Origin of the sequence: Silvanigrella paludirubra (genome assembly GCF_009208775.1) — a bacterium.
Classification (GTDB): domain Bacteria; phylum Bdellovibrionota_B; class Oligoflexia; order Silvanigrellales; family Silvanigrellaceae; genus Silvanigrella; species Silvanigrella paludirubra.
Genome location: NZ_WFLM01000003.1, coordinates 650,807 through 673,846, shown reverse-complemented (window position 1 = coordinate 673,846; position 23,040 = coordinate 650,807). Strand labels below are relative to the sequence as shown.

The following is a 23,040-nucleotide window of genomic DNA, read 5'->3' as shown; positions in this document are numbered from 1 at the left end:
CAATACTATCAATAACACAATAATTTCAAAAAGCCCAAGCTCTTAAAATTGAGTGGGTTCTAAAAAACCCTTTTTTAATCTATAAAAGAAGCTACCTTTTTAAAAAAGCAAATTTCCCTTGCAAATTACAATACCGAATGATATTGCCATCGTTCGAGCGATTTTTTTATTTGAAAAAATTGCTAAAAGATTGCACTTAATTCGTATTTAATTTTTTTAACTATTTCAGGAGGTTGGTATGCACGGATCACGTCATCGTCGTAAGCATCCAAAGGGTCGTCGTAAAGTTGGTCGTAAGAAAAGAAAATTGCTTAGACGCCGTCGTGCTGCAAGGACTGGTGGTAAGTAATTAACCACTTTTAAGCCTTACAAAAAAGCCTTCTTAGGAAACTAAGAAGGCTTTTTTTTGCTTATAGTTATTTATTAAGTTCCATTAGATTCTAGTTGAGATACTATAAATTCTTTTAATTTTTTAAGCGAAATTCTATTTTTTTTATTGATTAATTTTTCAATTTCTTGATTTCTTAATTCCAAATTATTTTTTAGAAAAAAGTTTTCTGCAATACTTTGTAAAGCATTTAACCGATCTAAATCGAGCCACTCTGCTTTATTTGGTAATGAGTTTTCTTCTTTAAAATTAAGAGGGCAATGATCAACAGCAAGCTGGATTTGGTTTTTTTCATCTGAAATTTTATATTGAAGCGCAAGACCTTGTGTTCTGCAAATAGTCGGACGTGCATCATAGATTGTGCATTTTCCCTCTCTCAAGAAAGAACATGGTTTGTTTACTTTTCCAGCTGTATTTTTTTGCTCCGCCATTTCTGAACTTTTAAGATCTTTTAGAAGTGTAAGCTTATTTTCTAATGACAAAAAATTGACCCACTCTATAATATGATAGGCCTCTGCTTGGAATACTGTTAAGTCAACAAAACAGCATTTAGAACAACCCAAACTACATGACATATGATTTGAATTTTTTTCATAAAATCTATCAAAAAATTCAGAGCTATTTTTATGTAAACTCACGATAGGCTGTAGAGAAAGGGAAGGCTTATTCGACATGCTTAGTATTATCCTTGAAAAGAGTCATAATTCGGTAAGCTACTTGTTTTTAGTAGTGCTTACAAAATGATAAAGTAGTGATTAGCAATAAAGGAAGTCAAGATGTTTAAAAAATTTCTAAGAAAATTATTTATTTTTCTTATATATGGGTTCATATGGCTTTTTGTGTTTTCAATTCCCGTGGCAAACGGAAAAAGTCTTTATCAGTTAGGTTATTATTATATTGTAGATACAAAACCAGTGCATTGGCTTTTAAATAAAGCATATTATGGAGCTAAAACGACTGAAAATACAGCAAAAGATACTGCTCATGAAGTGATTGACAAAGTAAGCTCTGAAGTGAAAAAATAAAAACTCTTTCCTAAGATTTGCGGGAAAGAATTTACCCGCATTATACTTCAGGAACTGAGCGATTATGACCCTTCCACAGCTTTTAATGTCATCCCTTGAAAAAGAAATTTCAAATATTTCAATACAAAAACTACAAAAAGCCTATTCAGTACTCTCAAATAATTACAGATTAAATCGAAAAGATATGGACCAAAATTTTACTTTAGAAGAGCAAAGATTGTCTTATATAGTAGCCAGAATGCCTTCAACTTATGAAACAGTATGTAAAGTTTTGACTGAAATTAATTCTGAAAATAGCGAGGAAATAGAATCTATTTTAGATATTGGTGCTGGTCCAGGTACGGCATCTTGGGCTTGTTGCGAGACTTTTGATACAATAAAAAATATTACTTTAGTAGAATACAATGCAGATATGGCTTTATTAGGAAAAAAAATTGCCCAAAATCATCCTATTTTAAAAAATGCAAATTGGATTATGCAAGATATTTTAAATTCTAAATTAGAATTAACCAAAGCAGATCTTGTGATAGCATCTTATTCTTTTAATGAAATTGAAGATAAAAACAAAGAACATATCTTAAAATTTTTGTTAGACAAAACAAATAAGTATTTAGTAATCGTAGATCCTGGAACACCAGAATCTTTTAAATCCATTCATTTTGCCAGAAAATGGTTTTTAGAAAATAATACTAAAATTGTAGCTCCCTGTTCTCATTCCCAAAAATGCCCTGCATTTGAACAACAAGATTGGTGCCACTTTTATACTAGAGTACAAAGAACTCAACTTCATAAAATATTAAAAGAGGGTGAAAAAGGATATGAAGACGAGAAGTTTTCCTATATAATTGTATCTAAGGTTGCTACTAATAGCTATGAGTCTAGAATTATTAGACATCCAGATATTCATTCAGGCCATTTGAAACTCAATTTATGCACCTCAGAAGGTTTTGAAACCATTACATATTCTAAAAAAAATGGCGCCAAATACAAAAAAGCTAGAAAATCGGACTGGGGAGATCGCTGGGAAATCAATAATTTTGAAGAATAAGTTTCGTTTTTAGGGGTACTTAAAAATCGAAGCTATTGACGAATGCAAACCTCTGTTTATTTTCCTTTTGTACAGGATCTTTCAAAAAAGAACCTTTAACTAAATCATTTTATTTCAATAACTTATAAGGACAAACAACTATGACAGCTGAAGTTCACTCGTTTCAGGCCGAAGTTCAACAACTTATGAATCTTATGGTACATTCCCTATATTCAAATAAAGAAATTTTCTTAAGAGAACTTATTTCTAACGCAAGTGATGCTGTTGATAAACTTCGTTTTGAAGAAATTACAAATCATAATTTGTTAAAATCAGATAAAGAAAATTCTATTTCCATTCGTATGGATAAAGAAAACTCTATTTTATTTATTGAAGACAATGGTATTGGCATGAGTAAAGATGATCTCATGAACAATTTAGGAACAATTGCTAGCTCTGGCACTAAAAAATTCCTTGAGAAATTATCAGAACAAGACAAAAAAGATTCTAACTTAATTGGCCAATTTGGAGTTGGTTTTTATTCTGCTTTTATGGTTGCAAAAAAAATAATTGTAGAAAGCCGCTCTGCTCATGGAGCTCCTGCCTATAAATGGACTTCTTTAGGCGATGGTTCTTATACCCTTGAAGAGAGCGCTAAAGAAACAAGAGGAACCCTAATTGAAATTCATTTAAAAGAAGAAGAAAAAGAGTTTATTGAAGATTGGCGTATACGCGGTATTGTTAAAAAATACAGTGATTATGTTACCTATCCTATTTTCCTTATTGAAACTAAAGAAGACGGACAAATTGAAGAAACTAGATTAAATAAATCTACTCCTGTTTGGGCACGTAATAAACGCGAAAATAAACCGGAAGATTATCAAGAGCTCTATAAACAAATTTCAATGGACTGGAAAGAGCCAATGCTTTGGGAGCACATAAGCGTAGAAGGTTTAGTTCCTTTTAATGCAGTAATTTTCGTTCCTACAGAAGCTCCATTTGATCTTTACACAAGAGATAATCATGGTCTTCATCTATATGTTAAAAGAGTTTCTATTACTGAAAAATGCAAAGAATTATTACCAGAATATTTAAGATTTATTTCTGGTGTAGTTGAAACAGATGAATTACCTTTAAATGTTTCTCGCGAAATATTACAACAAAATAATAAATTGCCACAAATTAAAAAACAAATTATTAAAAAAGCTTTATCTTCCCTTCAACATTTGTCTACATCTGACAATGAAAAATATTTAAAATTCTACCAAACTTTTGGTGCCGTTTTAAAAGAAGGCTTTCACTTTGATTATGAACAACACGAAAGTTTAAGTGAGCTCATCCGCTTTAAATCTTCTAAAACTGGAAAAGAAGGTTGGGTATCTTTTAAAGAATATATTGAACGTAAAGCAGAAGGCCAAAAAGAAATATATTATTTAACAGGACCAAACTTTGAATCTGTTGAACGCAGTCCACACCTTGAAGACTTAACTTCACGTGGAATTGAAGTTTTATTCCTCATTGATCCTATCGATGAGTGGTTTATTATGAGCTATGCAAAACATGGTGAATTTAATCTTAAATCAATCAATAAAGGTGATTTAGATCTTACTGGCGTTGGTAAAGAAAACGAAGAAGAGAAAAAGAATGAAGAAAAACCAGTTGAAGAACTTGTTGGCCTACTTGATCTTTTCCGTACAAAATTATCTGATGAAATTAAAGAAGTGAAAATTTCAAAACGCCTTCGTGAAAGCGCTTGCTGTTTAGTTGCTGATGAAAATGGGATGACTGCCCATATGGAACGAATCATGAAAGCAACAGGACAAGGCATGGGCGGTGTTAATAAGAGAATTCTTGAAATTAACCCATCACACTCTTTAATTAAAAATCTTGCTGATCGTAAGAATAAAGGAACAGATGACACTACATTATCTGAATGGGTTGAAGTTCTATATGAAACAGCTCTTTTATCAGAAGGTAGCCCAGTGAAAAATCCTGGTACTTTTGCAAAGCGCTTAACAAAAATCATGGAAATGGCTTCTAATAAATAAGAAAAATATTCCGAAAGGAAAAGATTACCTTATTACTTTAGTTTAATCCCCTCAATTTTTTAATATATATTAAAAATAATATGAGGGGATTTTTTTATGGAAGTGTTTGACGCTGAAGGCAAATCTATATTTGATTCAGCACCCAAAAAAAAGAAAAGATATGTTTTATATTTATTTAAATTAACAAGAGACGATGAAACAAGAATTCGAACTGTAGAAAAAGCAATTCAAAACTCATTATCTGAACATATCATGGTACGATTTGAAGACCCTAACGAAGCCTTAAAAGCATTACTAGTAAAAAATATTGAATTGATTTTTATTGATTCATCTTTATTTGATGATGATAAAATTTCAATTGATTTTGGTGTAGAATGCAAAAAAAGAAAAAAATGTCCTTTATTTTTTATTGCAAAAAATGAAGATATTTTAATTTCAGAATATAGAAAAAAACTTGCTTTTTATGAAGAACTTGACGATTATTTTAAAGATCCAATTGATTTTATGGAAATCACCCGAAAATTAAAAAGAGCTTCAAACACAATTGGAAGAAGAGCAAAAAGATTTTCTTTAGGAATTCCAATTAAATTATATAGACTTAATGATGATAAATATTATGACGTTATTTTAAATGATGTTAGTTTAGTTGGCTTTAGTATTTCTATTGTTGGAAATGAAATGTTAAAAACCAATGAACAAATTAAAATAAAAGTGCCCTTAAACGAATTTAATTTATTTCATCCGACTTATGGAGAATTTTTACCTATTTCAGGAAAAGTAAGAAGAATTTCTATTAATGGTCATATTTTTGGTTGTTCAATTGAATTTTCAACACCCATGCAACTAGAAGTCCTTATGAATTTACTTGAAAAAGTAACAAGAAAAATGCGTATGGTTAAAATTGCAGAAAAACCTAAAAAAGAAGTTGATCCCGTACCAGTATAAAACTTTTAATTTTTTAATTGTTTTGCATAATCATAGAGATATTGAATTCCACTGATTAAACTTGCTGCTAATGCAAGCATAATAAAAAATTGTCCTATATAATGGAATGGTATAAACCATAAAGTACCACAAATTGTTAAACCTATAATACCTAAATCTTGAAATGTTGTTTTTGTTTTTCCTATAAAACTAGAAGGAATTTGAATACCATCTTCAATAGCGGCCAAACGAATGGCATTTATTCCAAGATCACGAACAATAATAATAACAGCAATAAGACCATCCATTCTATGTTTTTCAACAAGAATAACCATAGCAGAAACAACTAATAGTTTATCAGCAAGAGGATCGAGAAGCTTTCCTAAAACAGTTTCAACATTAAATTTTCTAGCAATCCATCCATCAAAAAAATCGGTGATGGCAGCTACAGCAAAGACAATTGCAGCTGCAATATCTGTCATACTTGGATTTTTAATTGGATTAATAATTCCAAAATGCCCAGATTCAGAAGCAACTTCACCTAATGACATAAGGTAAACAACAACCGGAATACACATTATTCTAAGAAAAGTTAGTCTATTTGGTAGTTTCTTTAACCAGTTTGGCAAATTTTTATTGCCTGTAGAACTTTCATCTAAAGATTGCTTATTGTTTTTAAAAAAAGATAGAATCAAGAGCAACCTCACAATATAAAAATATTATAGAATAGGATTTAGATTATCACATTCATACCCAGCTCACATTGTTTTGCAACGGACTAGCGCATTTTTCAAGACCAAACGTAAAATTTATATAACATTTTCTTTTTTAAATATCCTCTAATTTAAAATTTTTGAATTATCCAATCAAACAAGATAATTAAACAAATATATTAATGAAGATTTATTAAGCAAAAGTATATTCTAATCTTTCATTGCCATGAAACTGCACGAAAGAGATATAATCTTGACATCGAATCTTCAATGTATAGTCTATTTGATTGAGATACAAAAGTTCCCGTATGTTCTCTTATTTAATTTAAGCAAAAGGGGTTCCCATATGAGCGTATTAGTAGGACGTCAAGCGCCAAACTTTAAAGCAGATGCTGTAGTAAATAATGACTTTAAAGAAGTTTCCCTTTCTGATTTTAAAGGGAAAAAATATGTTGTTTTATTTTTCTACCCTCTCGATTTTACATTTGTTTGTCCAACTGAACTTCATGCTTTTCAAGAAAAACTTGAAGACTTTTCAAAAAGAGATGTTGAGCTTATTGGATGTAGCATTGACAGCAAATTTTCGCATTATGCATGGTTAAATACTCCAAAAAATAAAGGTGGTATTGAAGGAGTAAAATATACTCTTATTTCTGACATTCACCGTACCATTGCTCGTGATTATGATGTACTTAGCGATGGTGGCGTTGCTTATCGTGGTCTATTTTTAATTGATAAAAGTGGCGTAGTACGTCACCAAATTATTAATGATCTTCCACTAGGCCGTAACGTTGATGAAGCGATTCGCCTTGTAGATGCTCTACAACATTTTGAAAAGCATGGCGAAGTTTGTCCTGCTAACTGGAATAAAGGCAAAGACGCTATGAAAGCAACTCAAGATGGTGTCAGCAATTACTTATCTAAACATTAATTATAACTAAAACTGTTATATTATTTTAAGGCTCTTTAAGGCGCTACCCTTAAAGAGCCTTTTTCTTAAAAAAAGGGTTATTATGAAAAATAAATTATTTATATTAAAGAAATTAATTGTTTTTTTACCTTCAATTTCTTGTTTTTTTTTATCCTTAAATATTAATGCACAAGAGCAATCCTTTCCTAGTTTAAGTAAACTGGAAAAAAATGGATGTGTAGTAAGTGCTTTAGTCGTAAGACTAAATGATGGAAAAGTAATAGCAGATTTAAATCCAGACAAACGCCTTTCTCCAGCTTCTGTTACAAAGCTTATATTAGGCGCAAATATTTTAGAAACTTGGGGACCAAATAAAACGTTTTCAACACAATTTTATATGAGAGGAAAATTAAATAAAGATATTTTAGAGGGAGATCTTGTTTTTTATGGTGTTGGAGATCCTTCTTTAACAAATGAAAAGTTATGGTTTTTAAGCACCGATATTGCAAGATTTGGAATAAAAAAAATAACTGGAAAAATTATTATTAATAATTCTTATTATGGAAAAGTAACAGAAGATGAAAACAGAGCATCGGGAAAAACAAAAAGCCATAATGCATATGACGCTCCTTTATCTTCTTCTGCAATTAATTTTAGTGTATTAGCAATCGTTGTCAGCCCTGCACAAAAAGAAGGTTTACCTGCTAAAATAGCAATAGAACCTTACTCAATACCTAGTGCGAAAATAACAGGATCTGTTAAAACAACAAAAGAAGACTCTTCTCCACAAATTTTTGTATCAAGAATTTCAAAAAATGGAAAAGATATTTACTCAGTATCTGGAAATATTCCTCTAAAATCAACTGCAGAAAGAATATATCGCTCTGTTTCAAATGCTGATATTTATGCGGGAGAAACTTTAAACGCATATTTACAAAGTGCAGGCATAGAAACTTCTGGTTTAATTGAATTAGAGTCTAAAGCACTAAATAAAAATGATATCCCAATTGCATCTATAAATGGGTATCCAATTGAATGGCAACTTAAAGGTCTATTTGAAGTTAGCAATAACTATACAGCAGATATGTTAACTTTAAACCTTTTAAATGAAACAAATCCAAAAAATAAAGGAGATTTAAAGGAAGCAGGCACTCTTCTTGAAAAATATATGAAAAATATTCTAAAAAATTCAGTTTGGAATACTTCAAAAAATGCGAATTCTCCTATAATTTTAGAAAGTGGAAGCGGTCTAACACCAAATAATCGACTATCTGCTAGAGATATTATTTCTGTGTTGGATCATATCTATTTTAATGGTAGAGCATTTCCAGCGTATCTTAATGCGTTGCCAATTGTTGGAGATGAAGGAACGCTTAAAAAAAGATTTACTTCTTCTTCAGAAAAACATCTTCAAGGAAGATTAAGAGGCAAAACAGGAACGTTAACAGAACCTGTTCATGTATCTGCTCTAGGTGGCTATAGCCGCCTATCAAATGGTGATTTTGTTTCATTTGCAATTATTGTAAATGGTATTAAATCTAAAGCACAAATTGATCTAAAAAACATACGAGATGCGATAGACTCGGACCTTGCAAAGGTTTTGCCATCGGAGCTTTAAAAAATGGAAAGAAAAACTAAGGGAACCTACACATTACGTAGATTGTTTCCTTCGCTTTCAGAAGAAGATTTACTTCGTTTCCAGGAAAATTCATCCGTTATTAGGCTAAAAAAGGGCCAAAATCTTTTTATATCTGGTGATACGCCGCGCTCTATATACGGCGTTGCAAATGGATGTTTAAAAATAGTTAGAGAAAGCCAAGAAGGTGAAAGTGTTATTACAAGAATTGTAAGAGCAGGACAAATTGTTGGAATTCGTGAAGTTTTTGGAGAGTTTAAATACGGAAGAACTTCTGTAGCATTAAAAGACAGCGAAGTTTTTTCAATTGAAAAAACAATTGTTCTAGACTTAATACAACGCAGTCCAGCAGTTTCATTACAATTTATGAAAATATTTTGCAACGAACTCTCTCGACTTGAAAAAAGAATCGAATCCGATCTTTACCGCCCTGCAAAAAATAGAGTAGCATCAGTCATATTTGAACTTTTTAATTTATTTGCGGATGAAGGTGCACAAAACTTTGAGCCTCCTCTAAATAGAAGAGACATTGCCGAACTGGCCGATGTAACACCAGAAACCGTAAGTAGAGCGATTGCTGATTTTAAACAAGCAGGAATTATGGAAACCCATGGTTCTTCATTTACAATTTTAGATACTATTTCACTTCAAAATGAAGCTGAAGAAAGATAATGAATTAGAATGTCATGTTACCTTTCATGCGAAAATATTGAACTAAAGGTTGGTTTTCATACTCTCATTACAAACTTTTCTCTAATTCTAAAACCATCGCAATCCATTGCAATCACGGGTTCAAATGGAACAGGAAAAACAACATTATTAAGAGTTCTTGCAGGTATTTCTAAACCGCACAATGGAAAAGTAATTGCGATGGAAGAACAAATTTATCCAAATAATGAAACCAAACATGAACATCTTTCTGTTTTTTTATCGAATATTCCATCGCTTTTATTAGATCATTGCGCCATTTGGAATTTAGAGTTTTTTGCAAATTCATTTGGATTAAAATTTTCATTAGAAGACTATAAACATGCTTTAAAAAAAGTGGGTCTTGAAAATAGAGAAAATCAAATTGCAAGAACATTATCAACAGGACAAAAAAGACGTTTGAGTTTAGCTGGATTAATATTAATAAAACCAAATATAATTTTAGCTGATGAACCTACAAATGGACTCGATGAATTGGGTAGTAATCTTTGCATAAGTATTTTCGAAGATTTAAAACAAAATAATTCATCATCAATTATAGTAGCTACTCATGATAAAAATATAATTGACTGGTGCCAAGAAAAAATTTCTTTAGAAAATTTCATTCCAAGTGAGAAAAAATTAAAATCTAAAATTAAGGTTTTACTCTAAAATGCTGTCTGAAACAAAAAAGAACAAAATAACATTTTCAAATTGGATTTTTAGTTTTATTTTAATAAATAAAATAAGCATGAGATCAATTTGGGCTAGAAAAGCTTCTTGGTTTGGAACTCTTATTTTTGCATGTTGTTTATTAATTTTATTTCCATTTGGTTTAGGCACAGAAGCTTTAAATCGAGCCGATATTCAAATAGGATCCTTTTGGATAATTAACGAATTTATTGCCATACTTGCTATCAGTCGTATGTTTGCCCCAGAACAAGAATCCTATGCAATGGACTTTTTATTATCGTCAAAAACATCGAAGTCTGCTCTGCTAGCAGGAAAAATATCATTTACAGCACTACAAATTTTATCATTGCAAATTCCAGTTACATTTTTATGGATAATATTATATAATATACCTAGTAATATCCTAGTGGATCTTTTAAATATTATGATACCTGTAAGCTTGATTTTTAACATTGGTACTGCAAGTTTAGGGGCGTTGGTATCATGCTTAACAGCAAGAAGCTTAGCAAAAGAAATATTGTTGCCTATGCTTTTTTTCCCTCTTCAAAGCGGAATTTTACTGGCTGCAGTTTCATTAACAATTCAGGTAGGAAACAACTCGTTACTTGGAGCTTTTAGCTCAGATGCTTGGTGGACCATTTTAATTGCTTATCCACTTTTATTTACAGCTCTTGGCTTTCTTCTAAGTGACATCCTTCTTCAGGAATAAGACATATATGAAAATAGATGAATCGATTCATTATGAAATACCAAATACAATAAATAAACCAATAAAGAGATGGAATACTTTTTTATTCCTTTTTTCTTTAATACAAATAATTGGATGGTATTTAGCCCTTTTTTATGTTGGAACAGATATAGATCAAGGTAATGTTTATCGAATCATTTTTGTACATGTTCCTGTTGCTTGGTGTGCTTTCTTTTGGGTATTTTTAAGTGCTATTTTTGCAATTCTTACTTTAATTAATACAAAAAAATCTGAAATATTTGACCGAAGTAGTCATGCTGCGATTGAACTTGGTACTATATTTTCATTATTAACTTTAATTACAGGAAGTGTTTGGGGAAGACCAACTTGGGGTGTTTGGTGGGACTGGGACCCAAGATTAACTTCAAGCTTAGTTATGTTTTTAGTTTGTTGTGGTTATTTGGTATTACGCCATTTTACGCCCGATCTAAAAACAAGAAGAAATGTGTCGGCTGTTATTTCTATTATTGGATCTGTGAATGTTCCAATTGTATATTATAGCGTAAATTTATGGAGATCCGTTCATCAACCTCAAACATTTGCTGAAAAAACTCAAAATTCATCTTTAGATATTACATTGGTTTTACTATTTAATTATTTAGCAATGTTTTTATTAAGCATCGCAATTTATAAAATAAGAAGACAATCTATTTCTGCTAAAGAAACATTAGAATCTGCTAGAGGTGAACAATGAATTCAGAATATGGAAATACAGGTTGGCAAATTTTTGTATATTCAACTTATATATTTGTTGCAATCAGTCTTTTTTTATATATTTTTATGTCAATTTATTCACGAAAAAAAAGTTTAAAAGCAATGCATGAAGAAGGCTTTTTTAATGACAAAAAGTCAGATTTAAATCCAAAAGAGGATATAAAGGAATGAAACTAAATGGTGGACAAATTGCAGGATTATTAATTGTTGTAGGCTCATTAAGTTTAATCATATATCAAGCAACAAGGAGTGAATCTTCTGTTACTTTTTATACACCTGCAGAAGTTTATGCTAATCCAATTAAATTTGATGGAAAGTTATTTAGAGTTTCTGGTTTAGTTTTAACTGGTTCAAAACAGTGGGACCCCAAAGCAAGTGATCTTAAATTTAAAATAACAGATTTAGAGGGCCACGATTTTCAAATTCATTATAAAGGAATTCCTCCTGATCTTTTTAAAGAAGGACAAGGGGTCGTTGTTGAAGGTCGACTTATTGGTAATCCTGACGCAACTCAAAAAGAAAAATTAATATCTGCAAATTTGCTTATGGTTAAACATAGTGAAGTATATGACACTAAAAAAGATCACAAACAAATGAAGGAAGCTAAACTACTAGATAGCATTTTAAAAGATCAAAATATTGAAAAAAACCAAATAAAGTCATCCAAAACAGAGAATACAAATGCAAAAAAAGAATTTTAATAAAAAAAATTTAATTATATCGGGTTCTATTTTAATATTTTTTATGTCTTTAATGATTTATGCTTTAAAACAAGACCCTAATTTTACACCAAGCCAATTAGTTGGTGAAAAAGCACCAATTATATCGGCTCCTATTTCACAAGGCGGATCTTTTAATTCTGAAAACTCTTTCAATAAAGGAAGATGGGTCGTATTAAATTTTTGGTCTTCTTATTGCGTTGTTTGCAGAAGTGAAGCACCAGAAATTGAAAATTTTTACCAAACAATATCTTTAAATAGTGCAACCAACCCAGAACTTGTCAGTATAAATATTCAAGATGATAAAGAAGCTATTTCACAATGGCAAAGTAACTACGGTCAAACATTCCCTGTAGTGCAAGATACAAAAGGACTAATTTCTATCCAATATGGAGTTACAGGAACACCTGAAACATTTTTTATAGATAAAAATTCTATTGTTAGATATCGTATTGCAGGAGCTGTAAACAAAAATATTATATTAAAGTTTATTGATTGGCTTGAAAAAAATCCAAATTCTAGCCAAGACGATGCCACAAAAGCTCTTATGAATATGAGAAACAATTCCTAATGTCTTTAGATGATCCAATTTTTACAAAAATAAATGAATCTTTTACATGTTTAAATTGCCATTTTTCCGTTCCGCAAGCTCAAAGTACCTGTCGGGATCACTGCCCTAAATGCTTATTCAGCATACATGTAGATAATAACCCAGGCGATAGAGCATCTGAATGCAAAGGTACTTTAAAACCTGTAGCTTGGTCTATGCACAAAAAGAAAGGCTATATGATTCATTATATCTGCATGAAATGCTCAGAAGAAAAACGAAATAAATTTTTAGAAAATGACTCATTTATTGCAGATGATTTTAATATTCTTTTAAAACTAAGTGGGGTAACAAAGATAAAATCGTGAGAACAATTAATATAAAAGAAATAAAAAATTTTGTTATTATTTCTGATGTTCATTTAAGAGAACCTGAAAATCATATTACTAAATTATTCATTGAAACCCTTGATAAATTTATTTTAGAGAAAAAAAATAAAACATCTGAAATAGAAGCTATTTTTTTACTTGGAGATATTTTTGATTTTATAACAGTATCTAAGAGCTTCTTTATAAAACTATGGAAAAATGTTTTTAATAAATTTCATGAAATAAAATCTCTTGGAATTTCAATTTATTTTATTGAAGGAAACCACGATTTTGGTTTTGAACATTTTCATTCTAAAAAACTAGATAAATATTTTACAGATTATGGTGACTGCATTATTGAATTTCAGCATCAAAATTTTGGTAATGTCATTTTACGCCATGGCGATAACGTTGTTTGTTCTCCAACTTATCATAAACCACGTGCCTTTTTTAAGTCTTATCTTTTTCAAAAAATAGCTAATTTATTCTTTAGTGGCTGGTTAATGCACTTTATATGCACAAAATATGCAAAAAGAAGTAGAAATAAAGGAGAGTATAATGCTCTTCAATCCTCGTTTTTAAGATTTTGTATTACAGGTTACTTAAATGAATACTTGGAAATTAATAAAAAACAAATTGATACTCTATTTATTGGACACATACATGTCTTCATAGACTCAAATGTCAACGGAACAAAGTTTATTGTAGGTCCAGACTGGTTTTCTGCCCCCAATTATTTACACTGTAAAGCCGATGGAACATATAATAGATATTTCATTACAAATAAGACCCCCAACCACTTTGATTTCTAACAAACTAATATAAAAGACAAATACAAATCAAAATATAAAAATCCAACATATTTTATTTATTTCTAATAGATAATTGTCTGTTTTAGTTTAATCATTTTTTAATCATTTCTTAAGCAAAATAATTCTAATTTTAAAAAGTACAAAACATTTAAGAATCAGAAGGGGGAAATTAAAAGGATATTTAATTTTTATAATTTAAACTTTTAAAGGAGAATATATGTATTTTAGTAAAAGAATATTGTTATTATTTTGCCTTGTAAATTTATTATCGTCAAACTCTTTTGCAAACAATGAACCTCTTTATATTAAAGAGTTTTTTAATATTGATGGCTCTACTGAAACAACAATTAATGTAAATAAAAATCTATTTAAAAAATCAGCTTATATAAATAATCTTTATGAATCTTTAGACACATTTGATCAAAAAAAAGTAAAACTTATGAAAATCACGCATACGCCTAAAATGATTACAAAAATGAAACTTGGCGTAAAACAGATGATCGCAAATGGAGGAGAAAAAGATTATAGCAATGGAATTATAAGTTTTAAAGACTCAATTGGATCTTATGATTTAGGCATGGCAAATGTCCCCGTTCTAGATCAAAACCCGTTCGGAACATGTGTTACCTTTGCAACAACAGGTGCTCTAAATGCTAGGTTCAAACAAGGCGATTATATTGATCAACAATGTTCTTTAGCGTTAGATGCAACTCTTGGAGAAAATTATTGGAATGGGGCATGGGCTCCAAGCCAAATTATAGATCCTTTAAAGCAATATGGAATTGTAAAGAAAAATAATTGCTTTGGAGTGCGTTATCCGAATCCAAGCCAAACAGTTGATTTAAATGCTTATAAGGCAAATAGTGACAAAACTTTTTTAAACTTAATCAATACAAAATATATGCGTTCCGATTTAAATGAAGTTAAAAATGCGATTCGTTCAGGTCACAGAGTATTAATGGCATTTTCTTATGTTCCTGCTTTAAAAGTTAAAGTAATAAAAAATAATGGAATTCAAACAAAAGAATCTGAAAGTTTATGGACCTGTCCAAATAGCAATGATGCGACATGTGGTGGAAGATACGGCGGCCATGAAGTCATAATTACGGGATTTGATGATAATCAACAGTTGCTAAAGATAAGAAACTCTTGGGGATCTTACGCTGGCGATGAAGGCGATTATTATATGACTTATAACTATTTTAATATAAAAGCCGTAGATCAAACAATTGTATATGATGATCAAACACCAACGCCAACGCCAACGCCAACGCCAACGCCAACGCCAACGCCAACGCCAACGCCAACGCCAACGCCAACGCCAACGCCAACGCCAACGCCAACGCCAACGCCAACGCCAAGCAATGTTTCTGGAACTTGGCTATCTGATTGTTATAAAGCAAAAAGTGGTTATATTTATGGACAGAACTATCAGGTAAAAATAGTTATCACTCCGACCAAAATGCAAACATTTTCAATTGACTCTTGTATAACGAATGATAGTAGATATGAAATATTTGCATTTGACAGGGGAATTAGCAATATAGTATCAAATGACGCGAGCGATAATTCATTCAAATTTTCTTATACAGAATGTGAAGACCCATCAAAAAAATGTTCACAAATATTTCGTAAAATAGATAACAACACTTTATTATTTAAAATTGATAATAATAACTATTATGAAACTAACTTTGCTTCTAGGATATATAATAATATCTTATATAATTTCATAAACTCAAATTCTTATGGAATATTACTTCATAGACAATAATTATCATTCTTTTTTATAATAAATATGAACAACAGCTAATAAGTTTCTCTTATTAATTGTTGTTCTATTTTTTATTTAAATTTAGATATATAATTAAGAAATAATATTTGAAAGGTTATTTATTTTATGAAAAATATTTTTTCAGTTTTGAAAATGACTATAGTAATATTTATTATATTTAATTCTTTTTTAAAGAAAGTTCATGCTGAAGAAATATTTAATTTATATACGGAAGATTATCCTCCTTATAATATGCCATTAGATGAAAAAACAGGTGACAATGAAAATGAAATTACGGGAAGTGCAACAGAAACCTTAAAAGAAATATTTAAACGCGCAAAAATAAAATATAATATGGAATTACTTCCATGGGCAAGAGCATATAATTTCGCATTAAAAAGAAAAAATGCTGTTGTTTTTGCAGCATCAAGAACACCTGAAAGGGAAAATTTATTTAAATGGGTTGGTCCTATAGGTGAAAATAGTTGGGTATTTTTCTCATTAATAGATCCTAAAACAAAAAAACCTAAAATAAAAATAAACTCAATGGAAGATGCAAAAAAATATATTATTGGATGCTATAAAGATGATGCTACATCTATTTATTTACGTAGTTTAAATTTTAAAGTAGAAGATACAAATAACGACATTAATAATGAAAGAAAATTACAAGCAGGAAGAATTGATCTTTGGGCTTCTGGAAAACAGCTAGGCAGTTGGCAATTTAAAAAATTTAAAATTAATAATATAGCTCCTGTTTTTACAATTAAAAACTCGGTTTTATATGCTGCTTTTAATATTGAAACGAGCGACGAAATAATTAATAAATTAAACCAAATAAATAAAGACATTCATGATGATGGAACTTATTTAAAGATACAAAAAAATTATTAAATTTAGGATGCATTTTTGCTAGAGATCTTATTTACTATTTCAAGAATTCTTAAACCTTTATTTAAAACTGATATTTCAGAATCTTTTAAATTTTGAAATTGACATGATATTGTTTTTCCTAAATTTGTAGCTCTTTTTATTTCAGCTCTTAATTTTAATTTATCATCTTTATCAATTCCAAACATGCGGACAGGCATCTCAAAAGTAACAAAACATCCTACCTTATAGCCTCTTTTTATATTATCAACTTCTAAGTTTAGACTAACTCCGCCTGCAGAAATATTATTAATAGTACCCATAATAGGTGTAGAGTCATCATCAGAATGAATTTGGACTATAGCCTTGCTGATGAATCTTGGACTTCCTCTATTGTCTGCAGAAGAATCGGACATAAACGCTCCAAAATATGAACTTACACGTCTCACTTATGAATCGGTCGGAAAGGTATCATTTTAAAGTCAAATTTACTTTGCTTAAATCTATTAAAGTCATTTTCATTTTCAGCTCCTTTAGCTGCAAATTCTTCTTATAATGTCAATTTCCACGATTTAAATAATCTTTTTATCTATTTAAACTTATTAATAATATTGTTTATTTTTAGAAAGGCTGCAGAAAGAAAAAACGGAATTTAAAAATTATATCAATGAAAAAAGAGGTTTATAGATGGAACTTTCGAGTATTATAGGTCCAATACTTGGTATAATTGCCGTAGTAGGAACAGCCGCTTTAAAAGGTTTGCAAGTGGGAATGTTATGGGGCGGTTCTGCAGCCATGATCGTGGGAGTTGGGGCTATGGCTGCCGTTATGACAGCTTATCCTATGAAAGACGTTATTTTTTCGTTTAAATCGCTAGGACTGTTTTTAAATGGACCTAAAATGGACCCAGAAGGGGCAATTTCAACAATAGAAAGATTAGCACAATTAGCCAGAAAAGATGGTGTCCTTGCCTTAGAAAAAGAAATTGACAAATTAGATGATCATTTAATGAAAAAAGGCATTGAAATGGTGTCCATGAACACAGATGCCATTGTCATAGAAAATACCCTATTTTCAGAAATTGATATGATGTATGAAGAAGAAGAAATCGCTGCTAAATTTTGGGAAGATATGGGTGCCTTTGCTCCTACCATTGGAATTCTTGGGGCCGTTTTAGGACTCATGGTGGTAATGCTTAACCTAGATAACCCGCCAGAAATTGGACCAGGGATTAAAACAGCATTTATTGCAACGCTTTATGGAGTTGCTCTTGCCAACCTATTTGCACTGCCGGCAGGAAAAAAAATAAAAAGAATGTGCCATCACAAAAAAGTATTTAGAGAAATGATTGCAGTAGGAATTGTAGGAATTGCTCAAGGAACAGCTCCAAAAGTACTTGTTGAACGTCTCCATGGAATGACTCACTAATGCCAAAAAAGAAAAAGTGCCCCGAATTTGAAAACCATGAACGTTGGCTTGTCGCATTTGCGGACATGATGACATTATTGTTTGCTTTGTTTGTGGTACTTTATGCTATTGCCGTTGTTAATACTTCTAAAGTAAAACAAGTAACAGAATCTATGCAGGTTGCCTTTGGTATAAAAGAAGAAGTCCCCAAGGAAGATGGGACTATTCCCAGAGGACCAAACTCAATGGAAAGTATTTTTAAATACGTAAAAGGAAATACAAGTAGAGAACAGCTTTTACAAAGAATTATTAGAGAAAGAGCTGCTATTATTGCAGCTCAAGCAAAAGCAATTGAACAAAAATTATCAGAAAGACTTTATGGGGCAAAACAATTTCCAGATAGTGCTCAAAAACCAGCAGATAGAGTTATTTATGTGGCAAGAGATCCAGATGGAATAAGAATAACATTATTATCACGAGTTCTTTTTAATCCTGGCTCCTATGAACTTAAACCAGAAACAAAAACACTTTTAAAAGGGGTGGCAGATGTCCTAAAAGGGATTGGCAGATTAATTCGTGTTGAAGGACATACAGACAATATTGCATTTGAAAGAAATGGATTAACAAACTGGGAACTTAGTTGCTTAAGAGCTACAGCTGTAACCAAATTTTTTATTGAAACAGGAAATTTTAAAAAGGGAGCCATTTATCCAGCTGGTTTTGGTGATACTAGACCAATTGCAGAGAATGACACTCCAGAAGATAGAGCCTTAAATAGAAGGGTTGATCTTAAAATTTTATATGACAATCCTGATGATTATATTCCTCCCGATGAACAACTCAGTAATGGTGAAAAAACGGACAAAGAATAGAGTTTGAACAAATACAAAAGTAAGATATATAATTATCATTCGAGGACGATGTATTTCACAAAATACAATTCATCAATTTTAACCCATTCCTTGTCTTAAACTAACAAGCTGACCTAAGCCTTTTTGGAGAATCCAATGAAAGACTATCTAGTAAATCTTAATAGAACAAATTTAATAAATAATAACAGCAATTTAATAAAAGGTTCCCGCTTTAAGATGGTAGTCGTTTTAGCCACTTCAAGTTTTTTATTTCAAAGTTGTTTAACATCTTCTAGACAAGATCAATTGCAAACATCAATTACGCAGTTGCAAGGTCAAGTTTTTCAAATGCAAGAACAACTGAACAAACGAGATCAACAAATATCCAATACCACTCAGACAGCCCTGTCTTCTAAAAGTGATGTTGAAAGTTTACAAACACAATTGCAATTAACACAAGGTGTTGTTGATGAGTTAAAAACAAAAATCAAACGAATAGAAGAAAATGCGGGAAGCGGCACAAGCTCTGATTCTAACGTTATTTCTCTTAATAGTTCTTCTGATAGCTTAACACATATTCAAAGACAAATTGCCCGAATTGAACTTTCTGCAAACTCGAGAGTAGGAATAAACCGTAAAGGAAAACTTCCTGCTAAAATGCAAACTCAAGCAGAAATTAATAAAAGTTTAAAAGCTTCTTTTGAACAAGGTAACATGAAACAAACTATTGATCAAAGCTCATTAATTATTAATGCCGCAGAAGCAACAGATTCTATGATTCAAACTGCACTTGAATATAGAGCTGAGGCAAAATTCAAAACTCAAGATTATAAAGGCGCTGCAATTGATTTTTCTAATTATGTAGACTTTTTTTCTAGTGGTACAAAATATGCTAGAGCTCTTCTGCTTGCAGGAGATAGTTATGTTTATCTAAAAAACAATGCGATTGCAAAATCTTACTATCAAGAATGTGCGAAATCTTTTCCTAATATTCCAGAAGGAAAAGCCGCAGCTGGAAGACTCGCTAATCTTTCGAATTTAAATCAATCTTCCCAAGGCCAATAACATTATTATGCAATTAACAATTTTATCAATTGAAAGCTCTTGTGATGAAACTGCTGTTTCTATCATAAAAGCTTTAAAAGATGATCAAGGTAACATCACAAAAATTAATATTCTTGCTCATGAAGTTGAATCACAAAATGAAAGTCACGCTCCTTTTGGAGGAGTTGTACCTGAAGTTGCTGCAAGAGACCACTTAGCAAAAATTTATGATATTACAAATACAGCTTTAACTAAAGCTAAAATAAAAAACTCTGAATTAAATGCAATAGCAGTGACTATGGGACCTGGCTTAATTGGGGCCTTAATGGTGGGCGTTCTTTTTGCTCGTGGACTTGCGCTTTCACTTCAAATACCACTTATTTCTGTAAATCATGTCGATGCTCATTTAGCACCCGCTTTACTTCTTAAAAAATTTACACCTAAAAATGATATTAATATATGGCATGAAACTCAAAAAATTTCATTTCCCGCATTAGCTCTTACAGTAAGTGGCGGTCATTGCCATTTAAGTCTGCTTAAATCTATTCAAGAGAAAACAATTTTAGGAAAGAGTTTAGACGATGCTTGTGGAGAAGCATTTGATAAAGTAGCAAAACTTCTTGGATTAAATTATCCTGGAGGTCCTTTTATTGAAGTTTTAGCAAAAGAAGCTGAATTAAAAGGAAATACAAACGAATTTTCTTTCCCAAGTAAACCATCTAATAAAGAAAATAGATATAATTTTTCTTATAGTGGTATAAAAACTGCTGTTATGGAAGTCATTCGTAAAGAAACAGGAATTAAAAAAGGAAAAATTACAGGAAAAGATCTTTCTATTGAAAAAAAACAATCCATTGCATATGCATTTCAACAAGCAGCTATTAATCAACTCTATGATAGAGTTGAAAATGCTTTAAAAGACAATCCAGAAATTCAAACAATATTGATAGCTGGAGGCGTAGCACAAAATTTAAAATTCAGAGAAATTTTTTCTAGTATTAATAAACAAGTTATTTTTGCTCCACCTTCACTTTGTTCAGACAATGCCACTATGATTGGATTACAAGCATTATTAAATTCAAACCAAAATGGATTTAATGATCATCCCTATGCTAAATATTTTTAAATTTTAGTTGTTTTTCATAATTTAATAACAATATAAAAATAAATTATGAATTAAAATATTTATTTTATTTTCCAAGTATGATATTTTTTTACAAACTTTAAAATAAGGTAAATTTAAATGTCATCAAAATTTATTATAATAATTTTATCCATATTTTCTTTTAATAATTTAGCATCTGCTATGGAAGATCTTACCATTGAAAAATTAAAAAAAACATACAAAAGACCAACTCAAAATGAAATACCTTATCCAAAAGATAATTTATACAATAAAAAGAGAGAAGATCTTGGGAAAATGCTATTTTTTGATCCACGATTATCATACTCAAACGTAACAAGCTGCGCAACATGTCATAATCCTTCATTTTCATGGCAAGATTCTTTACCAAAAGGAGTTGGCTTTAATCACCAACAACTAGGCCGTAAAACGCCTACTATTTTAAATTTAGCTTGGTCAGAAAATTTATTTTGGGATGGTAGAGCACCCTCACTAGAAGCACAGTCATTAGGACCAATTCAGTCTGCTAAAGAAATGAATTTATCATTAGATAAAATGGTTTCAAAAATAAATCGAATTGATGGTTATAAAGATGCTTTTCAAAAAGCTTTTCCAAATGAAAAATCACCCATTAATGAAACAAATGTCGCTAAATCTTTAGCAACATTTGAAAGAGGTATTGTTTCAGGAATAGCTCCGTTTGATAAATGGATATCAGGCGATGAATCCGCAATTTCAGAGTCAGCAAAAAAAGGGTTCATGGTTTTTAATTCAAAAGGAAACTGTGATTCTTGTCATTCCGGATGGAACTTTACAGACAATTCATTTCATGACATAGGCCATCCAGACTCTGATAAAGGTAGGATTAATGTAATTCCAATTGCTTCTATGGAACATGCTTTTAAAACTCCGACATTAAGAAACATTGATCGAAGAGCCCCTTATATGCATGATGGCTCATTGGAAAATTTAGAATCTGTAATTGATTTTTACAATAAAGGAGGAATTGCAAAAAGACCTTCAGTAGATAGAAATATAAAAGAACTTAAGTTAACTGAACAAGAAAAAAAGGATCTTATTTCTTTTATGAAGACTTTAACAAGCGATGATTCACATTTGTCGTTTGATATTCCGACGCTACCAACAAACTAGAAAAGAAGGATTGTCATTTATGTTGAAAAAAATATTAACATCTTCTTGCATTGTAACATTGGTTTTATTCACTTCTTCAATTTATAGCAAAGAATTTATTGTCAAAGAAAAAGATAAAAATTTTTCTACACAAAGTTTAAAAGTTAAATTAGGCGATAAAATAAAATTTATAAATGAAGATACAAATGTTGTTCATAATGTATTTTCAAAAAGTGAAGGGAATAATATCGATCTTAAGGTTCAGGAACCTGGAAAATTTTCAGAAATATATATTGATCCTAAAACTCATAAAAAAGGTGTAATGGAATTGCAATGTGCTTTTCATCCTAATATGAAATTAAAAGTTGAAATTGAATAATTATAAAAAAAAAGTCAAAAGAAGTGATTTTTTCTTTTGACATAAATATTAAATTATTTTTACAATAATTTAATTCGTTTATTTTCCACAAACGTAATATGGTAGGGAACGGCCTTCACGATAAACATCTGCTGTATAATTTGTTTTATCTAATACTACAATTAAGTCTGAACTCTCTACTTTAAATGTAGCTACTTTAGCTGTCTGACTATGAAGTTCCATTGTAGTATTTTGAGCAACAGCCCCAGGATATACTCCAATTTTACTAAAAATACCACCTCTAACATTATACTCTGGTGCTAAAGCTTGAGTAAATATTGTAATACTATAATCTACGCCAACCATATGATTTGTTGGAACACAACGAATTGAAGTTGCGGAAACGCCACCAGGAACACCTGGATTAGGTGTTAAAGTTTGAGCATTTGCAAAAGAAGATACAGCGAATAAAGACAAAGCAATTAAATTAAATTTCATTTAATTTTCCTTTCAATTTGATATA

Annotated in this window: 27 protein-coding genes; 23 read left to right on the top strand and 4 right to left on the bottom strand. The window is 30.7% G+C overall.

Going from position 1 to position 23,040, the window contains the following annotated elements:
* Nucleotides 1–423: 423 nt before the first annotated feature.
* On the bottom strand, nucleotides 424–1,062 hold the full coding sequence (locus tag GCL60_RS10565; RefSeq protein ID WP_153420624.1) for a YkgJ family cysteine cluster protein: 639 nt from the start codon (nucleotides 1,060–1,062) through the stop codon (nucleotides 424–426).
* Between the two features lie 102 nt (nucleotides 1,063–1,164).
* Here GCL60_RS10565 and GCL60_RS10560 point away from each other — a divergent pair, with 102 nt between their 5' ends.
* The 4 genes from GCL60_RS10560 to GCL60_RS10545 all read left to right on the top strand — a co-directional run bounded on the left by GCL60_RS10560 (nucleotide 1,165) and on the right by GCL60_RS10545 (nucleotide 5,433).
* Nucleotides 1,165–1,413, top strand: coding sequence for a hypothetical protein (locus GCL60_RS10560; protein WP_153420623.1), 249 nt, complete (start codon nucleotides 1,165–1,167; stop codon nucleotides 1,411–1,413).
* 64 nt (nucleotides 1,414–1,477) lie between these two features.
* On the top strand, nucleotides 1,478–2,461 hold the full coding sequence (locus GCL60_RS10555) for a small ribosomal subunit Rsm22 family protein (protein ID WP_153420622.1): 984 nt from the start codon (nucleotides 1,478–1,480) through the stop codon (nucleotides 2,459–2,461).
* A gap of 140 nt (nucleotides 2,462–2,601) precedes the next feature.
* Nucleotides 2,602–4,488 carry a molecular chaperone HtpG gene (gene htpG, locus GCL60_RS10550; protein WP_153420621.1) on the top strand — a complete coding sequence of 629 codons (1,887 nt, stop codon included), beginning with the start codon at nucleotides 2,602–2,604 and terminating at the stop codon, nucleotides 4,486–4,488.
* 96 nt (nucleotides 4,489–4,584) lie between these two features.
* Entirely contained in the window at nucleotides 4,585–5,433 is an 849-nt protein-coding gene (locus GCL60_RS10545; protein ID WP_153420620.1) for a PilZ domain-containing protein, read from the top strand.
* 5 nt (nucleotides 5,434–5,438) lie between these two features.
* Here the strand turns inward: GCL60_RS10545 and pgsA are convergent, their stop codons facing one another.
* Entirely contained in the window at nucleotides 5,439–6,107 is a 669-nt protein-coding gene (gene pgsA, locus GCL60_RS10540; RefSeq protein ID WP_153420619.1) for a CDP-diacylglycerol--glycerol-3-phosphate 3-phosphatidyltransferase, read from the bottom strand.
* A gap of 364 nt (nucleotides 6,108–6,471) precedes the next feature.
* Between pgsA and GCL60_RS10535 the strand changes: the two genes are divergently transcribed.
* The 13 genes from GCL60_RS10535 to GCL60_RS10475 all read left to right on the top strand — a co-directional run bounded on the left by GCL60_RS10535 (nucleotide 6,472) and on the right by GCL60_RS10475 (nucleotide 16,627).
* Nucleotides 6,472–7,056, top strand: a complete 585-nt coding sequence (locus tag GCL60_RS10535; protein WP_153420618.1) for a peroxiredoxin — start codon at nucleotides 6,472–6,474, stop codon at nucleotides 7,054–7,056.
* 82 nt (nucleotides 7,057–7,138) lie between these two features.
* The gene (gene dacB, locus GCL60_RS10530; protein ID WP_153420617.1) at nucleotides 7,139–8,653 is read left to right on the top strand and encodes a D-alanyl-D-alanine carboxypeptidase/D-alanyl-D-alanine endopeptidase; all 1,515 of its coding nucleotides are present in this window, start codon (nucleotides 7,139–7,141) and stop codon (nucleotides 8,651–8,653) included.
* A 3-nt stretch (nucleotides 8,654–8,656) separates the two neighbouring features.
* Entirely contained in the window at nucleotides 8,657–9,343 is a 687-nt protein-coding gene (locus tag GCL60_RS10525) for a Crp/Fnr family transcriptional regulator (RefSeq protein WP_153420616.1), read from the top strand.
* A 9-nt stretch (nucleotides 9,344–9,352) separates the two neighbouring features.
* Complete coding sequence (locus tag GCL60_RS10520) at nucleotides 9,353–10,030, top strand: ABC transporter ATP-binding protein (RefSeq protein WP_153420615.1); 678 nt, start codon at nucleotides 9,353–9,355, stop codon at nucleotides 10,028–10,030.
* 1 nt (nucleotide 10,031) lies between these two features.
* Nucleotides 10,032–10,760, top strand: a complete 729-nt coding sequence (locus GCL60_RS10515) for a heme exporter protein CcmB (protein WP_153420614.1) — start codon at nucleotides 10,032–10,034, stop codon at nucleotides 10,758–10,760.
* Nucleotides 10,761–10,767: 7 nt separating this feature from the next.
* Nucleotides 10,768–11,493, top strand: coding sequence for a cytochrome c biogenesis protein CcsA (gene ccsA / locus GCL60_RS10510; RefSeq protein ID WP_153420613.1), 726 nt, complete (start codon nucleotides 10,768–10,770; stop codon nucleotides 11,491–11,493).
* Nucleotides 11,490–11,684 (top strand): hypothetical protein, encoded by a 195-nt coding sequence (locus tag GCL60_RS10505; RefSeq protein WP_153420612.1) that lies wholly within the window; start codon nucleotides 11,490–11,492, stop codon nucleotides 11,682–11,684. Before ccsA ends, GCL60_RS10505 begins: the two co-directional genes overlap by 4 nt.
* Nucleotides 11,681–12,214 carry a cytochrome c maturation protein CcmE gene (locus GCL60_RS10500; protein WP_153420611.1) on the top strand — a complete coding sequence of 178 codons (534 nt, stop codon included), beginning with the start codon at nucleotides 11,681–11,683 and terminating at the stop codon, nucleotides 12,212–12,214. The genes GCL60_RS10505 and GCL60_RS10500 overlap by 4 nt, the downstream gene beginning before the upstream one ends.
* On the top strand, nucleotides 12,195–12,803 hold the full coding sequence (locus GCL60_RS10495; RefSeq protein ID WP_153420610.1) for a TlpA family protein disulfide reductase: 609 nt from the start codon (nucleotides 12,195–12,197) through the stop codon (nucleotides 12,801–12,803). Before GCL60_RS10500 ends, GCL60_RS10495 begins: the two co-directional genes overlap by 20 nt.
* Nucleotides 12,803–13,147 (top strand): RNHCP domain-containing protein, encoded by a 345-nt coding sequence (locus tag GCL60_RS10490; protein ID WP_153420609.1) that lies wholly within the window; start codon nucleotides 12,803–12,805, stop codon nucleotides 13,145–13,147. Before GCL60_RS10495 ends, GCL60_RS10490 begins: the two co-directional genes overlap by 1 nt.
* Nucleotides 13,144–13,959: a UDP-2,3-diacylglucosamine diphosphatase gene (locus GCL60_RS10485; protein ID WP_161998165.1), complete on the top strand. Its 816-nt coding sequence runs from the start codon at nucleotides 13,144–13,146 to the stop codon at nucleotides 13,957–13,959. Before GCL60_RS10490 ends, GCL60_RS10485 begins: the two co-directional genes overlap by 4 nt.
* Nucleotides 13,960–14,176: 217 nt before the next feature.
* Complete coding sequence (locus GCL60_RS17370) at nucleotides 14,177–15,733, top strand: C1 family peptidase (RefSeq protein WP_153420607.1); 1,557 nt, start codon at nucleotides 14,177–14,179, stop codon at nucleotides 15,731–15,733.
* Between the two features lie 126 nt (nucleotides 15,734–15,859).
* Entirely contained in the window at nucleotides 15,860–16,627 is a 768-nt protein-coding gene (locus GCL60_RS10475) for a substrate-binding periplasmic protein (RefSeq protein ID WP_153420606.1), read from the top strand.
* Between the two features lie 2 nt (nucleotides 16,628–16,629).
* On the opposite strand, the gene GCL60_RS10470 is transcribed toward GCL60_RS10475, so the two are convergent.
* Complete coding sequence (locus tag GCL60_RS10470; protein WP_153420605.1) at nucleotides 16,630–17,019, bottom strand: PilZ domain-containing protein; 390 nt, start codon at nucleotides 17,017–17,019, stop codon at nucleotides 16,630–16,632.
* Between the two features lie 271 nt (nucleotides 17,020–17,290).
* Here GCL60_RS10470 and GCL60_RS10465 point away from each other — a divergent pair, with 271 nt between their 5' ends.
* The 6 genes from GCL60_RS10465 to GCL60_RS10440 all read left to right on the top strand — a co-directional run bounded on the left by GCL60_RS10465 (nucleotide 17,291) and on the right by GCL60_RS10440 (nucleotide 22,538).
* A complete protein-coding gene (locus GCL60_RS10465) occupies nucleotides 17,291–18,031 on the top strand; it encodes a motility protein A (RefSeq protein ID WP_153420604.1) in 741 nt (246 codons plus the stop codon).
* Entirely contained in the window at nucleotides 18,031–18,882 is an 852-nt protein-coding gene (locus GCL60_RS10460; protein WP_153420603.1) for an OmpA/MotB family protein, read from the top strand. Before GCL60_RS10465 ends, GCL60_RS10460 begins: the two co-directional genes overlap by 1 nt.
* Before the next feature lie 135 nt (nucleotides 18,883–19,017).
* Nucleotides 19,018–19,926 carry a tetratricopeptide repeat protein gene (locus GCL60_RS10455; protein ID WP_153420602.1) on the top strand — a complete coding sequence of 303 codons (909 nt, stop codon included), beginning with the start codon at nucleotides 19,018–19,020 and terminating at the stop codon, nucleotides 19,924–19,926.
* A gap of 7 nt (nucleotides 19,927–19,933) precedes the next feature.
* Nucleotides 19,934–21,031, top strand: coding sequence for a tRNA (adenosine(37)-N6)-threonylcarbamoyltransferase complex transferase subunit TsaD (gene tsaD, locus GCL60_RS10450; protein WP_153420601.1), 1,098 nt, complete (start codon nucleotides 19,934–19,936; stop codon nucleotides 21,029–21,031).
* 117 nt (nucleotides 21,032–21,148) lie between these two features.
* Nucleotides 21,149–22,180: a cytochrome-c peroxidase gene (locus GCL60_RS10445; RefSeq protein WP_153420600.1), complete on the top strand. Its 1,032-nt coding sequence runs from the start codon at nucleotides 21,149–21,151 to the stop codon at nucleotides 22,178–22,180.
* Between the two features lie 19 nt (nucleotides 22,181–22,199).
* Complete coding sequence (locus GCL60_RS10440; RefSeq protein WP_153420599.1) at nucleotides 22,200–22,538, top strand: plastocyanin/azurin family copper-binding protein; 339 nt, start codon at nucleotides 22,200–22,202, stop codon at nucleotides 22,536–22,538.
* 78 nt (nucleotides 22,539–22,616) lie between these two features.
* Here the strand turns inward: GCL60_RS10440 and GCL60_RS10435 are convergent, their stop codons facing one another.
* Nucleotides 22,617–23,015 carry a hypothetical protein gene (locus tag GCL60_RS10435; RefSeq protein WP_153420598.1) on the bottom strand — a complete coding sequence of 133 codons (399 nt, stop codon included), beginning with the start codon at nucleotides 23,013–23,015 and terminating at the stop codon, nucleotides 22,617–22,619.
* Between the last annotated feature and the right edge of the window lie 25 nt (nucleotides 23,016–23,040).